Raw genomic sequence first — 14567 nt, 5'->3', positions numbered from 1 at the left:
AGGGCTGTCTTAGCCCGGGGTCATTTCAGAACGGCGCGTCCATAACGCCTCTAGGCTTGCCGTCAGTGTCGCGACGTCTTCACGTCCCGTAATATCAGAGCCATAAGGGTCGTATCCCATGGACGTATAGATATTGGCGGCTGCCTCTCGCATCTCTGCGTGCACCGCATCGCGGCGGGCCTCAGATAAGATGGCGTTCATGCGCTCACGCACTAAAGTCTGTGTCGAGCTTTTGCTCGCTGCCGCCAATGTTTCCACTTGGCCCAAAATATCATTTTGAACCATGGCACCCGTATTGGCTGTGCTATATTCATCCATCAAAGCAGCGTAACGCGCACGGGCCACGCTGACTTGGGTCATGACGGCCATTGATGTGGCCAGAGCCCGTTGTTTTTCAAGCGCGAGTTTCGCGCCTGCTTTGCGTTTGCGGGCTGGCGTTTCAAACACTTTTAAGAGGTTCCAGCTGGCTTTCGCGCCGTAAGACACCCAGTCCTGATTAAACAAAAAATCATTGGTCGAGGCATTAATGCCCGCAAAGCCTTCTAGGCTAGGGAGGCCTTCGAGTGTGGCCTTTTTGATATCTTTTTCGCTAATGCGCGCCATATAGGCCGCTTCGCGAACTTCTGGGCGCAGCGATAATGCGCTATCAATCATTGTATCCAAATCCATGGCCAGCGCGCGGGGACGTTGAGTATGGCTTGGCATGACCAGAGTGAATTCTTGATCAGGGCGCAGCCCCATCAGCGCGGCCAGTTCCATACGGGCAAGGCCGAGCTCTCGCTGCATGCGTTGGGCTTGGCCTTGGATGTCATTCAGCTCGCGTTGATAGGACAAAGCGGGCATTGGGGCGGTGCGGCGGCTTTCATAAAGTGCGCGGGAGCTATCAAAAGCTGTGCGGACATCTGATTCTAACGTCCCGAGCCGCTGGCCCAGACGTTCCGCCGATACAGCCCGCCAATAGGCGCGGTGGACATCTTCCATCATTTCAATAACGGCTTTGCGGCGGCGTTCTTCAGCAATTTGCACCTCATCGCCCAATTGTTCGGCGCGAATTTTTGACAGACCAAAATCAAGCACGTTCCAACTGGCGGTGAGGTCTCCGGCCAGATATTCGCGCTCTTGGCTGGTTGACGGCTCTAGGCTTTCACGACCCGATAGAAGGGATAATGACCGTGCGCCCGCATCATTATTACGCCCGTAATATCCGCCGGACGCCACCACTTTGGGCAACATATCATAGCCTGATAATTCATAATCGCGGCGCGCCAGATCCAAGCTCATCATAGAGACGCGGTGGTCCAAATTATATTTTAGTGCCCGCGCCATCGCTTCATATAAATTGATTGATGCGGTTACAGCCTCTTGGCTTGCGCCCACGGTTTCTTTCATCTCTGACGCATGGCTTGCAAGCTCGTCAGCGCTCATTTCAGTCGAGCCTGAACTCGCGCAAGACACAAGGGCTAGAGCGACTGTCGTTGAGACAAGCGCTGTCTTGAAAGACTTGAAAAGCGGGCCTTGACTCGCCTCGCCGTGAATAGTGTTTGTGACATCTGACATAGTAGCTCTCTTTATTCGCTGTTATTATTCGACTTGTAGTTGTTTTATATTTTAACTTTGAATAAATCGTAAACGAAGCCTTATTTGCGAAGAATTTTTTCAATTAGAGAGTGTATTCAAGATTATAATAAAGCTAAGAGCAGCAATAATACCCGTCATACGGGTGTATATTAACACTCCTTTAAACTAATATTGCTATTTCTGATTGTGTATCAGGAAGAGACCAATATGACCATTATTTGCAAAAAACATCATCGTTCTACTGTCGTTCTGACCGCTGTTTTTGCAGCCATCATTATGACCCCTGTCTGTGTGGCCGCAGATATTGATAATCCAAGCGCGCCTATTAAAACCGACACCGCCTCTATGACGGCGCGCGGCGTTTTACGACCTGGTCAAACGGCAGAGATTGCGGCGGGGATGTCCGGACGGCTTTTTTCTGTCCCTTATAAATCAGGGCAGTATTTTAAACGCGGCGCCGTTTTGGCGCGTTTTGATTGCAAGCGCCAAGAGGCTGAACTGGCGGCGCTAACCGTGGCGCATAAAACGCTCAGCTTGAAATTTGAAAACACAAACGAGCTTTATAAGGCGGGCGCAGCAGGGGCACTGGATGTCTCTATTGCAGAGTCAGAAATGAGCCAAGCCTCTGCGGAAATTGAGGTGATTAATGCGCGCCTCAAAGACTGCGTAATTTATGCCCCCTTTGCGGGCTATGTCACAATGCAACATATGCGCAGCTTCGAGACGCCCGCTCTTAACGCGCCAATTTATTCCGTTCTGCGCGCAGGCTCATTAGAAATTTCCGTCATCGCTCCGTCCTCTTGGATGCGGTGGGCGAAACCCAAACAACGCTTTGTGTTTCATGTTGACGAAACAGATACGCGAATGGAGGCCGAGATTATTCGCCTTGGCGCAATGGTCGATCCCGTAAGCCAGACCATAGAATTGACCGCAAAACCGCGCGGCAAAATCGGCCCAAACCTCGCGGGCATGAGCGGACACGCCGTATTTGACACAAACATCACGGGCGCGAAGTAATGGGCGCTGATCCTTTAAAGACAATAGAGCCTGCACCAAAGCCGCAAGCGGCTCCGGCAACACCGCTACAGCGCCTCGTCACATTAGAAGGTGAAGCGTTAAAAACGACCGACCGTTTGGCGCTAAAACATATGGCAGTAAACACCACGCGAAAGCTTATCCCTGCCGGCCATATCATCTGGCTTTCGCGCGCGGGAAATGCTGTGAAAATTGAGGCGATAAGCTCCCAAGCGGATGTCGATAACACATCGCCTTTTGTGCAATGGATGCGCGCCCAAATGAACGGTCGCGCGCGCGCAGGCGAGATAGACAGTACGACGACATTTGAATTTCAAAGCCGCCGTACGGATGATAATTTCACCTATCCTTTTCCCTATGCTTTATCTGTCCCGCTTGGGCAAAACGGGCATCTTGGGGTGTTGCTGCTGACGCGCGATACAGCGTTCACAGAATCAGAGACCGCGCTTGCGACGCGGTTGGCGCGGCTATACGGCACGCAATGGGCGGCTTTGGGGGCGAAAAAACGCGCGCGCATGACCCCGCGTAAAAAGACGGTTTTCCTTGGTATTGTCGCCGCCCTTGTCGCCTGCGGCTTTATTCCCGTGCCGATGACAACATTAGCCCCCGCAGAAGTGACCGCGTCAAATCCTTTTGTCATAACCGCCCCCATGGACGGGGTGATTGATCAAATCCTTGTGCCCGCCAATAGCGCCGTGATCAAAGACCAACCCTTGATGCGCCTTGTTGATACCAGTTACCGCAATGAATATTTGCTGGCCGAGGGTGAGGAGTCTGTGGCCAAGGCCAAATTACGCCAAGCGTCTTTAACGTCCTTTGTGGACGAGGCGGCCAAGCGTGAAATAGCCATAGCGCGCGCAGAGCAAGAGCTGGCGGCGGCGCGCAAAGCCTATGCCCGTGACCGCCTATCGCGCACGGTGCTGAGCGCGCCCATGGACGGGCTGGCGTTATTTTCAGACCCGCAAAGTTTGATGGGGAAACCCGTCGCGACAGGTGAAGCGGTCATGCAGATCGCTGATCCGGCGCGTGTGCTGCTGCGCATCGATGCCCCCCTCACCGCTGGTGAGACGTTGCAAAGCGGCGCGCGTGTTCGGCTATTTTTGGATAGTGATCCGCTATCGGCCATAGAGGCCCGCATTGACCAGGCCAGCTATTATGCCGCGCCAAAGCCTGACGGCACTATGGCCTATACCGTCTATGCCCGTTTTGAAGCGTCTGATAACACAGCCCGTATTGGTGCGCGCGGTGTGGCTAAGATTTACGGACAAACCGCGCCGCTTGGTTTTTGGTTGCTGCGCCGTCCTATCACAATTGCCCGTCAATTCGTCGGGTTTTAATCTGTGCAAATCGCGCCCTCAGCACCCCCACAAGCGCGACTTCCCGCGATAAGGCAAGAGCTTGTCCTGTTACCTGCGCCGCGCTCTGCCAGCGGTGCACCGCAATGGTTTTTACACGACCCTGTGCGTCACGCCTTTCATACATTGGGCGAGACGATGGTCACGCTGCTATCAGTATGGGGACATAAAACACCAGATGAATTGCTGACCGATATACGCGCTGCCGACCCTGAGAGCGATATGTCCGAAGACGATCTTAAATCTGTCACGCAATTTTTATATGAAAATAAACTGACCCTCGACCCGCCCGCCGATGACACAGAGAGCTTTGCCCGACAAGAGGCCGCCAAGCGCATCCCGCTGCATGAAATGCTCGTGCATCGTTATTTATTCTTCCGTATTCCTCTGTTTAACCCGCAAGGTTTTTTAAAACGGTTTGAAGCCCCCGCGCAGATATTTTTCAAGCGTTCGACCTGGATGGTGATTGCCGTGATGGGCGTTATTGGCCTTGTCTTTGCGGCACGACAATGGGACGAATTTGTCACGACGTTTTTATATTTCTTCACGCTAGAAGGTTTTGTCTTTTACGCCCTGACACTGGCGATCATTAAAGTCCTGCACGAGCTTGGTCACGCCTTTGCCGCGCGTCATTTCGGAGCGCGCGTGCCCGTGATTGGGGTCGCCTTTCTGGTGATGTTTCCTATTCTTTATACCGACACGACTGACGCCTGGCGGCTAATGAGCAGGCGGGCGCGGCTATTTATTGATGCAGGCGGTATGATGGTGGAGCTTGGCATTGCGTGCCTCACGATATTTGCGTGGAGTTTTCTGCCCGACGGTCCGCTGCGCAGTGTGGCCTTTTTCGCGGCCACGACCAGCTGGGTCATGAGCCTATTTGTGAACCTAAACCCCTTTATGCGGTTTGATGGTTATTATCTGATGGGTGATTTCTTCCGCGTGCAAAACCTGCAAAAGCGCGGCTTTGAATGGGGTCGTTGGGTGATGCGCGAAACCTTATTCGCGCTTGGTAAACCGCAACCGTTTCCACTGTCGCCTCGCGCGAAAATCGGCTTTACGACCTATGCCTATTGCACATGGATTTACCGCTTTTTCCTGTTCATCGGGATTGCCATTCTTGTCCATCACCTTTTTCCCAAAGCGATTGGGATTGTGCTTTTTACGATTGAGATTTTATTTTTCATTGTCATGCCCATCGCGCGTGAGATGAAAGTCTGGGGAGACCATCATATGCGTATTTTGTCCACCACACGCGGCCGCACGACCTTGGCCATTTCGGCCCTCTTGCTCGCTGCTTTTTTCATCCCTTGGCAAAGCACTATTCGCGCGCCCGCCCTTTTGCAGCCCGCGCAGTCTACTGAAATATTCCCGCCTGCGGCTGCCAAGATTGACACCATCTGGGTTAAATCCGGCCAGACGGTTAAGGCCGGCGAGACGCTGATATCATTATCCGCGCCGCATCTTATCCATGAGGCGCGCCAAGCCCGTCAGAGGCTGGCGTTAATTGATGCGCAGATGAACCGCGCGGCCGCGAACCTTAACGAGCGCCGTTTTGCTGCGACGCTGATTGAAGCGCGTGCCAAGGAAATAGGAACGCTTTCGGGATTGGCTGCACTGGAAAATCAGCTGGTTTTACGGGCCCCGCACGACGGCATTGTGACAGACCTTCCAGAGACACTTCATACAGGGCGATTTGTGGCCATGAGCGAACCTTTGTTACGCCTCATCGGGCCAGAGCCCGCGCAATTAATTATCTTTCCGCCCGATTACAAAGTTGCGCGATTACAAGACGGCGCAGACTTGCGCTTCATAAGTGACGACCCGATGCGGGACCGTATCAAAGGCTCTATCACCGCGATTAGCCCGACCAGCACAGGCACTGTTGAGCATCCCATCGTCACATCCATTGCAGGCGGGCCGATTGGCGTCACGGAAAACACCCAAGGCCAACTTGTCCCTGATACGCAAGTGTTTCGGGTTGATGCCAGCGTCAGCAACACAGATGCACGGCTACGCGCGCAACGCGGTCTTGTGCATATTAAAGCCACCCCCGAAAGCCCCGCAACCTCCTTATGGCGCTCTGTCATGGCTGTGCTCATTCGGGAAACCGATTTTTAATTTATTTATTGTTTTTCGATAACACCTAACTATACTCGTCTGAAATTGAGAGAGATTGGGGATAGAGATGCTATCAATAAATAATATTTCAAAGAGCTTTGGCGACGTTCACGCGCTTAAAAATGTAAGCCTAGATTTAAAGCCGGGCCTATTTGGACTTCTCGGCCCGAATGGGGCGGGTAAATCAACTCTGATGCGCACGCTGGCTACACTCCAAGCCCCCGACAGCGGCACGGTGACCTTTGAGGGCCAAGATATTGTAAAAAATCCCGACGCTGTGCGTTCACGCCTTGGCTATCTGCCACAAGACTTCGGTGTCTATCCCCGCATGAGCGCGGTCGCATTATTAAACCATATTGCCGTATTAAAAGGGATCACCAATAAAAAAGAACGCGAGGCGCAAATCCGCTCGCTGCTAATTAATGTTAATTTGCTTAAACATAAAACGGCCTCTGTCGCGACCTATTCAGGCGGAATGCGTCAACGCTTTGGTGTGGCGCAAGCCATGTTAGGCAATCCCAAACTTTTAATTGTTGACGAACCCACAGCGGGCCTTGACCCATTTGAGCGGCAGCGCTTCCTCGATTTATTGTTTGAGGCCAGCGAAGATAAAATCATCATTTTGTCGACGCATATTGTCGAAGACGTGCGCGACCTGTGTCCTGATATGGCCATTATGGGGGACGGCGAGATTGTGGCGCGCGGCGCACCCGAAGACCTTATCAATAAAATCCGCGGCAAAGTGTACCGCAAAAAGGTCGATAAAGACCAGGTCGAGGCGATGAAAGAACATTATAATGTGCTGTCCACGCGTATCCTGATGGGGGGCCAAATCGTCAGTATTTTATCCGATACCAATCCCGCAGACGGGTTCCAAGAGGTCGCGGATCCCGCCCTAGAAGATGCCTATTTCGCCCATCTTTACAAGCTAGTTTAGGGGGGCGTTATGTTTACGAACCTTCTAAAATTTGAGCTGGAATTACATACAAAACAAGTCGGCTTTTGGATTACAGCGGCGATCATGGTGTTGCTGGGTGTCTTTGCAACATCCACCGAATTTGGCAGCGCCTTTACCGTCGGCGAAAAAGTCAAAGCCAATGGGTCATTGACGCTGACCAACCTTATCGGAGGCCTAAGCACGGCTGTGATTTTCTTTGGCACAGTGTTCACTGTGACAGGGGCGATGCGCGATGATGAACATCACGCGACAGAGGTTATTCACGCCACCCCCGTAACCACACGGGCCATGATTTGGTCACGCTTTGCGGGGATTTTTCTCGTGGTGTTTGGCTGTATTTTCGCGCTCACCTTGGGCGCCTTTGCCGGGCAGTTTATGCCTTATACCGATAAAGAAACGCTTGGCCCGATTAACGTGCTTTATTTCCTTTATCCGCTGGTGTTGTTTGCGCTGCCAAGCTGTCTATTTGTTTGCACTATATATATTTTGTTGGCGGGTCTGACGCGCAATAAAAACCTGGTCTATGTTAGTGCGTTGGGCGTGTTGATCGTCAGTACCCTTGTGGGCTTTCTAAACGAAGTTGATAATTTAAAACCTATCGCCGCCTTTCTTGATCCGTTCGGGTCGGTCGCTCTAGCCAATGAAACGGAATTTTGGCCTGCGGATGAACGCAATAATCGCCTCGTCCCGCTGACGCGCGAGATTTTAATCAACCGCATTTTCTGGTTGGCGGTGACCTTGGCGGGATTGTGGTACGCACAGAAATTATTCATGCGCGGTATCACCACACGTAAGGTCGGTAAAAAATCAAAATCTGATGCAGATGATGGTGTGCTAGGCGCCATCACGGCCCCGGTGGCGGTCGCAACCGTTGCCCCTCATAAAGGTAAATTTGCGCGCTTTTGGACACGCTTTAAATATGAGTATCTAACGACGGTGAAATCCATCCCCTTTGCTATTTTGCTCTTGATTGCCGTGATGCAATTCATCTTTGTTTTATTCCTGCGCAGCGAGCTTAATGAACAGCCCATCTTACTGACGGGAACCAATGCCTTTGATTTGGCACAGACCGGGTTCATCTTATTTCTACTATTGATGATGGTGTTCTTTGGCGGTGATATTATCTGGCGCGACCGCACGGCAAAAATATCAGAACTTCTCGACAGCACGCCTGTACCAAATTGGATACTCCTCGCGTCTAAATGGGCGGCGGTACTGGCCATGGTATATACCGTAATCCTTATCGCTTGTATCGCGGCCTTGGCGGGTCAAGCCTTTATGGGAGTTGGCCCGCTTAGGCCGTTTGAGATGTTTGCACGCGGGTTTTTGGAAATCGGCGTCGTCATGACGTTTTGGGTTATCCTCATTATGTTTGTGCAAAACTTTGCGCCCAACCGCATTTTTGGCATCATTCTCGGCGGTGGCCTGTTATTTGCGATACTGTTCTTTATCGGACAACTGCCGTTTCAGCATCCATTAATGCGTTACGGTAGTCTTGCGCTTGGTAACTACTCTGACATGAATGGCTACACGTCTACGGGTTTAATTAATGCCAAACACTTTGGCCTTTATTGGGCGGGTCTTGCCGGTATCTTTGGCGTGCTGTCCGTTTGGTTATGGCGGCGCGGCACAGATGTGCGGCTGGCCACACGCATCAAAAGCCTGTCGGGGCAAATGGGACGGGGCAGCATAGCGCTGGGCGTTTTATCGGTACTCGCCTTTTTCGGCATGGGCGGATTTATCTTTTACAAAGCCAATGTAGAGAACACATTTTACACCGATAAGCGCGCAGAGAAACGCCTTGTTGAAATTGAGAAAAATTTCAAAGAGCTTTGGCAGAAACCTCTCCCCAAATTGCAATCGGTCGAGGTCGATGTGCAGCTTTTCCCGTCCAAACAACAGGCGGAACTTAAAGGCCGTTACGTGATTAAAAATGTGCTGGATGAGCCTGTATCCGAGCTTTATATCGCCATGCCAACACGGTATGAAGAAGACGTTCGTCAATTGGACCTAGACGGTGCAACGCGGGTGACCGATAGCACCTTGGTTGAGCTGGCTGACACACTCGAGATGGGTCAACGGCTTTATCGTTTCGACCCGCCTTTAGCCGTTGGCGCGACCACGACGTTAGATTTTGATATTTTCTTCCACGAACCTCGTTTTTATGACAGCGGCCCGATTCGTAAGAAAGCCAATTTCCTCAATAATAGCCGCATGCCGCAATTGGGCATCAATTACAGCTTTCTGCGCAATCCTGATAAGCGCCGCAAATACGACCTGCCTGAAAAGGACAAGCGTCCCGACCGGGATGATATGGACGCGCGTCAAAACAACTTTTTCACAAAGTCCGCAGATTACGTCGATTTCAAAGCTAATATCTGCACAGACGCAGGACAAATCCCGATTGCGCCTGGGAAATTTAAGCGTGAAACCACACCCGCGGATGACCGGGTCTGCCGTGAATATGAAGCGACTAATCCGATTATGAACTTCTTCTCTTTCGTATCAGCCCCCTATGAGGTGCTGCGCGATACATGGGATAATCCGAAGGGAGACGATGTTGATTTAGCGATTTATTATCACAAAGATCACGCCTTTAACGTCGAGGCGATGCGGGACGCGATGCAGTCTTCGCTGACCACCTTTACAGAAACTTATGGACCTTACCAATATGCCCAAGCGCGGATTATGGAAGTGCCCTATGTGAACTTCGCTCAAGCTTTTGCGGGCACGATACCCTTTTCGGAAAATATTGGCTTTGTCCTCGACGCCAGTGGGGGTGACGATAAAATCGACTTTATGACCTATGTTACCGTCCACGAATTAGGTCACCAATGGTTTGGTCACCAGATCGTGCCCGCCGATGTAAAGGGTTATAATGTTCTCTCAGAAGGTCTGACCGAGAACGCCTCTATGACGGCCTATGAGGTTATCAAGGGCTATCCAATGACGCGCCGCATTCGCAAAACGCGCGGTGATGAATATCTATCGGGCCGCACGAGCGATCCGAACCCAGAGCCACCCTTGGCCTTGGCCGAAGACCAACAATATATATTCTATAACAAAGCCAATATCGTGTTTTGGGGTCTAAAACATTATATGGAACCCGGCACGATGAACGCCGCGATTAAGGGTTTTATTGACGCGTTCGGCTCCACGGGTTCACCCTATCCGACGACGAAAGAATTGGTCGATTACTTACGCGCGGCAGCACCCGCTGACCTGCAACAATTCATCACGGATAGTTGGGAGAAAATAACCTTCTGGGAAACGGGCTTTGGCGATGTCGATGTCAAAGAAAATGCAGACGGCACCTTCACTGTTACGGCAACCGCCAAAATGGCGAAAAAATATGCCGATGAAAAAGACGGTAAAGAAACTGACGCGGAGGTGTTGAATGAGCCTGTTGAGATTGGTTTTTACAAAGAAGACCCCAGCAATGAATGGGAAGAAATCCCTATGTTGCTAGAACGCGTTCGCTTGACCGAGGCCGAAACAGAGCTGTCTTTTACCCTATCAGAGCGCCCCGGTTACATCGTCATTGATCCGCGCGCGCTGTTGATGGAGCGCAAATACAATGACAATGTCAAAGCGCTTGACGGTACAACGTCTAGTTCTGACTAAGCGCGATTACCGCCATTTTATAAGACCCGCCGCGACCCTCTTGCGGCGGGTTTTTTGCGAATTGAATTAAAAAGCGGTTAGATTCTGCGCAACCCGATTGCACTGCGCCGCGTTCATCCTACATGAATATCCGTAACGTCTCGGACATAAACAACAAAGGACACGCCATGCGTAAATTACTCTTACTCGGCACAGCCAGCGTCGCGATGATTATTGGCACCGCCACAATCAACAGCCCGTCAGCGGACGCGCAGTCTTTCCTGCGCGGCGGTGACAGCCAGGCCTTAACCGTTGATAGTCGCGGTGTCCTCACCATGGCGCCGCTTTTGGAACGCGTCACACCAGCCGTGGTCAGCATTGAAACTGCCGTCAAAATCACCAACCGGTCTCGGCGCGGCTCCTCGGCGCAAATGGATATGCTGGAACGTTTCTTTGGCGAGCTTCCTGAAGGGATGCGTCCAGATAGTGGTAGCGACAGTGATGATGAGAGTGATGAGGATTTGGGCACACGGCGCAACTCCATCGGATCTGGCGTGATTGTCGATGCGGGGGACGGCTATATCGTGACCAATCACCACGTGATCAAAGACGCGGACGAGATTTTCGTCGTCCTGCAAGACCGCCGCGAGCTTGAGGCCGAACTTGTCGGCTCTGATAGCCAAACCGATATTGCCGTGTTGAAAGTCAAAGCCTCTGGCCTCAAAGCGATACCTTTTGCCGATAGCGAAAGCGTCAAAGTTGGCGATTACACCGTTGCCATTGGTAATCCCTTTGGCCTTGGCCATACGGTCACCCAAGGAATTGTCTCGGCCAAGGGCCGTGAATTTGGCCGCCGCAGCGCCGACCAATATCAAGATTTTATCCAAACGGATGCCTCGATTAATCCGGGAAATTCCGGCGGCGCGCTCATTAATTCCAAAGGTGAATTAATCGGCATTAACACGGCGATCGTGTCCCGCTCTGGCGGGAATAACGGCATCGGTTTTGCTGTGCCCGCGCGCATGGCAAAATCAGTGATGGGACAATTAATTGAAAACGGCGAAGTGCGGCGCGGCCGCATTGGTGTCCTTATCCAAAACATTACGCCTGACCTGCGCGAAGCCCTTGATTTATCAACATCAGACGGTGCGCTCGTTAGCAACGTTGTTGACGATAGCCCCGCTGATAAAGCCGGCCTCAAAGACGGCGACATCATTGTTGAGTTTAATAATGAGCGAATTATCGACTCCTCTGATATTCGCAACGCGGTTAGCTATGTCGAGCCAGGCGAGCGCGCCAGCATCACATATCTGCGCGACGGCAAACGCCGCACGACCCGCATTGATGTGGAGATGGTCGAGGAAGAAGACCGCGACGTTCTAACAGCGGACGCGGCTGAGGATATTCCCGCTATGGAGAGCTTTTCCGGCGCAACACTAACCGATATCCCAGAGAGCGTAAAAACACGCGGCGGTGACGAAGGCGTTTATGTCTCTAACGTCACACGCGGTTCGAAAGCCGCCCGCGCGGGCCTTGCGCGCGGTGATATCATCCGCGAAGTTGACCGCAGCTCTGTCGCTGATCTATCCGACTTTGAAGACGCGATACGCGACAAAGACGGGGCGATAGCCCTTACCGTGGAACGCAATGGCCAGACAACATTTATGGCGGTGCGCTAGGCTCACCTCTTTTCTAAAATTCAAAGGCCCTCGTCTCTTCGGGGGCCTTTTTTTGATGCGGGTCTAAGCCATTCCCCCGCGCGGCATGAACTGATAGTCTGCGCCTATGTTAACCCGCTTCGCCCCGTCCCCTACTGGATATTTGCATTTTGGCCATGCTTTGGCCGCGCGCGAAGCGTTTGATTTTGCGGCCAAACAAGGTGGCAGCTGTCTCTTACGCATTGAAGATATCGATCATACGCGCTGCAGGCCCGCTTTTATCGACGCGATATATGAGGACCTTGCCTGGTTGGGTTTTTCGTGGCCCACGCCAGTTCGCGTGCAATCAGAGCATCTTTCAGATTATGCAAGTGTGATAGAAGCCTTGCGCGAAAAAGACCTGATTTACCGCTGTTATAAAACACGTCGTGAGTTGCCCAACGGTCCCTATTTTGGCCCCAATAAACCACTGTCCAAAACAGAGGAAGACGCCTTCCCCTCAGTAGCCAAACCCTTTGCATGGCGCCTATCCATGGCGGCAGCTAAGACAGCCCTCGGCGAAAATTTCACCGTGCAATATTATGATAATGACGTCTTGAAATCATCCGATCCCAGCCGTCACGGCAACATTGTTCTGGCCCGCAAAGATATCGGCACGAGCTACCATATTGCCGTCACCCATGATGACCATATCCAAGGCATATCCCATATCGTGCGTGGACGTGATTTATCGGATCAGACCGATATTCATGTGCTCATCCAACGGCTGATGGGATGGGATACACCGCGCTATTATCATCACGGCCTCCTGATGGGGGATGACGGCAAAAAACTATCCAAGCGAAATTTTGATACCACCATTCGGTCTTTACGGGCTGCAGGCAAAACCCCAAAGCATGTGTTTGATATGGTCAGCAGCGGTGTAATCCGTTAAGGCATTGGCATGAGTGATTTTGTTCAAGATATCTGGTATTTCGCTGGGCTGTCATCCGATATCAAAACGGGAGACCTCATCCGCGTTGTGATTGCGGGAGAGCCGATCACTTTGGGTCGAAAACGCGACGGTATCGTCTTTGCTTTGCGCGATATTTGCCCCCACCGCGCCGCACCGCTGTCCGCGGGGCGTATCATTGATGACGCGGTTGAATGCCCCTATCACGGCTGGAAATTTGGCGTCTCTGACGGCGCTTGCACAGACATCCCTGCCCTGACTGAGGCGCAAGCGATGGACACAACGCGTATCAAAGTCCGCCATTTCCCAACGGTCGAGAACGGCGCGCTAATCTGGGTTTATTTATCCTCTGATAAACGTTTTTCAGGCACGCCGCCCATTGATCCCCCGCGCTTTGATTTTGCCAATCGCAAAGCCCTGATGAGCGACGCGCTAACGCTGAACTGTCATGTCGATCATGCCGTCATTGGATTAATGGATCCGGCCCACGGCCCCTATGTCCACCGTCAATGGTGGTGGCGGTCAGCCAAATCTATGCATGCAAAATCCAAAGCATTTGAGCCCCGCGAGCGCGGTTTTGCCATGGCCCCACATAGCCCGTCGTCCAATTCATTTGCCTATAAGCTACTCGGCGGGACACCTGTGACAGAGATTACATTCCGCCTGCCGGGCATCCGTACGGAGAACATCAAGGTTGGCGATAAAACGCTTTTGTCCTTTACCGCAGTGACCCCGATTGACGCGACCCGCACCCATATTCGCCAAGTCTTTTTCACAGATATTCTCACCATCCGCCTTTTAAAACCCATCTTGAAAATGGGCGCGCGCAAGTTTTTGCGCCAAGATGCGGATATGGTGGACTTGCAACAGATGGGCTTGAAATTTGACCCTAATCTCATGCTGATTGAGGATGCCGATACACAAGCCAAATGGTATCAGGCGCTAAAGAAAGAATGGGCGGCATCAAAGGCTGACGGGCGAGATTTCGTCAATCCCGTCAAAGCCAAGACATTACACTGGAAGAGTTAAAATTATTTTGCACCCTATCGGCGGGCTACGCGTATAAGGAATAGACAAAGGATTATTTATGTTACTGACGATTTTATGGATTTTAACGGGCCTCGCTGTGGGGTGGGTCTTACTAACGTTAATCATGGGGGCCAAAGCCATGGGCGGCAAAACCGCCGAGACACGGGTGGCCTCTAATAAATGGATGCAACGCCGCGTCTTTGGCCAATTTGTCGCGATCGGGCTTTTATTTCTGACGCTTTATGTCAAAAACGGCGGCGCATAAGCGCAGGCGAAATCAA

10 protein-coding genes are annotated in these 14567 nt (G+C 51.9%); 9 read left to right on the top strand and 1 reads right to left on the bottom strand.

Annotated features, from left to right (window positions below; translation table 11 throughout):
* Window positions 1-9: 9 nt before the first annotated feature.
* Complete coding sequence (locus AB6B37_RS00310) at window positions 10-1557, bottom strand: TolC family protein (protein ID WP_371396899.1); 1548 nt, start codon at window positions 1555-1557, stop codon at window positions 10-12.
* A gap of 228 nt (window positions 1558-1785) precedes the next feature.
* Between AB6B37_RS00310 and AB6B37_RS00305 the strand changes: the two genes are divergently transcribed.
* The 9 genes from AB6B37_RS00305 to AB6B37_RS00265 all read left to right on the top strand — a co-directional run bounded on the left by AB6B37_RS00305 (window position 1786) and on the right by AB6B37_RS00265 (window position 14551).
* Window positions 1786-2595 (top strand): efflux RND transporter periplasmic adaptor subunit, encoded by an 810-nt coding sequence (locus AB6B37_RS00305; RefSeq protein ID WP_371396898.1) that lies wholly within the window; start codon window positions 1786-1788, stop codon window positions 2593-2595.
* Entirely contained in the window at window positions 2595-3950 is a 1356-nt protein-coding gene (locus AB6B37_RS00300; protein ID WP_371396897.1) for an efflux RND transporter periplasmic adaptor subunit, read from the top strand. The genes AB6B37_RS00305 and AB6B37_RS00300 overlap by 1 nt, the downstream gene beginning before the upstream one ends.
* A gap of 3 nt (window positions 3951-3953) precedes the next feature.
* Window positions 3954-6086: an HlyD family efflux transporter periplasmic adaptor subunit gene (locus AB6B37_RS00295; protein WP_371396896.1), complete on the top strand. Its 2133-nt coding sequence runs from the start codon at window positions 3954-3956 to the stop codon at window positions 6084-6086.
* Window positions 6087-6153: 67 nt separating this feature from the next.
* Window positions 6154-7023, top strand: a complete 870-nt coding sequence (locus tag AB6B37_RS00290; RefSeq protein WP_371396895.1) for an ABC transporter ATP-binding protein — start codon at window positions 6154-6156, stop codon at window positions 7021-7023.
* A gap of 9 nt (window positions 7024-7032) precedes the next feature.
* Window positions 7033-10668, top strand: coding sequence for a hypothetical protein (locus AB6B37_RS00285; protein WP_371396894.1), 3636 nt, complete (start codon window positions 7033-7035; stop codon window positions 10666-10668).
* Between the two features lie 167 nt (window positions 10669-10835).
* Window positions 10836-12326, top strand: coding sequence for a Do family serine endopeptidase (locus AB6B37_RS00280; protein ID WP_371396893.1), 1491 nt, complete (start codon window positions 10836-10838; stop codon window positions 12324-12326).
* Window positions 12327-12432: 106 nt separating this feature from the next.
* Window positions 12433-13239, top strand: a complete 807-nt coding sequence (gluQRS, locus tag AB6B37_RS00275; protein WP_371396892.1) for a tRNA glutamyl-Q(34) synthetase GluQRS — start codon at window positions 12433-12435, stop codon at window positions 13237-13239.
* Window positions 13240-13248: 9 nt separating this feature from the next.
* The gene (locus AB6B37_RS00270) at window positions 13249-14286 is read left to right on the top strand and encodes a Rieske 2Fe-2S domain-containing protein (RefSeq protein ID WP_371396891.1); all 1038 of its coding nucleotides are present in this window, start codon (window positions 13249-13251) and stop codon (window positions 14284-14286) included.
* A 58-nt stretch (window positions 14287-14344) separates the two neighbouring features.
* Window positions 14345-14551, top strand: coding sequence for an HIG1 domain-containing protein (locus AB6B37_RS00265; RefSeq protein WP_371396890.1), 207 nt, complete (start codon window positions 14345-14347; stop codon window positions 14549-14551).
* The last annotated feature ends 16 nt before the right edge of the window (window positions 14552-14567 follow it).

Origin of the sequence: Fretibacter rubidus (assembly GCF_041429785.1) — a bacterium.
In the GTDB taxonomy this organism is placed as follows: Bacteria; Pseudomonadota; Alphaproteobacteria; order Caulobacterales; family Maricaulaceae; genus Fretibacter; species Fretibacter rubidus.
This window is presented reverse-complemented; position numbering and strand designations above follow the sequence as displayed.

Bases quoted from the DNA above. Each gene is read 5' to 3' on its own strand.
- AB6B37_RS00310 (WP_371396899.1), bottom strand. From the start codon at position 1,557: ATGTCAGATGTCACAAACACTATTCACGGCGAGGCGAGTCAAGGCCCG.
- AB6B37_RS00305 (WP_371396898.1), top strand. From the start codon at position 1,786: ATGACCATTATTTGCAAAAAACATCATCGTTCTACTGTCGTTCTGACC.
- AB6B37_RS00300 (WP_371396897.1), top strand. From the start codon at position 2,595: ATGGGCGCTGATCCTTTAAAGACAATAGAGCCTGCACCAAAGCCGCAA.
- AB6B37_RS00290 (WP_371396895.1), top strand. From the start codon at position 6,154: ATGCTATCAATAAATAATATTTCAAAGAGCTTTGGCGACGTTCACGCG.
- AB6B37_RS00285 (WP_371396894.1), top strand. From the start codon at position 7,033: ATGTTTACGAACCTTCTAAAATTTGAGCTGGAATTACATACAAAACAA.
- AB6B37_RS00280 (WP_371396893.1), top strand. From the start codon at position 10,836: ATGCGTAAATTACTCTTACTCGGCACAGCCAGCGTCGCGATGATTATT.
- gluQRS (WP_371396892.1), top strand. From the start codon at position 12,433: ATGTTAACCCGCTTCGCCCCGTCCCCTACTGGATATTTGCATTTTGGC.
- AB6B37_RS00270 (WP_371396891.1), top strand. From the start codon at position 13,249: ATGAGTGATTTTGTTCAAGATATCTGGTATTTCGCTGGGCTGTCATCC.
- AB6B37_RS00265 (WP_371396890.1), top strand. From the start codon at position 14,345: ATGTTACTGACGATTTTATGGATTTTAACGGGCCTCGCTGTGGGGTGG.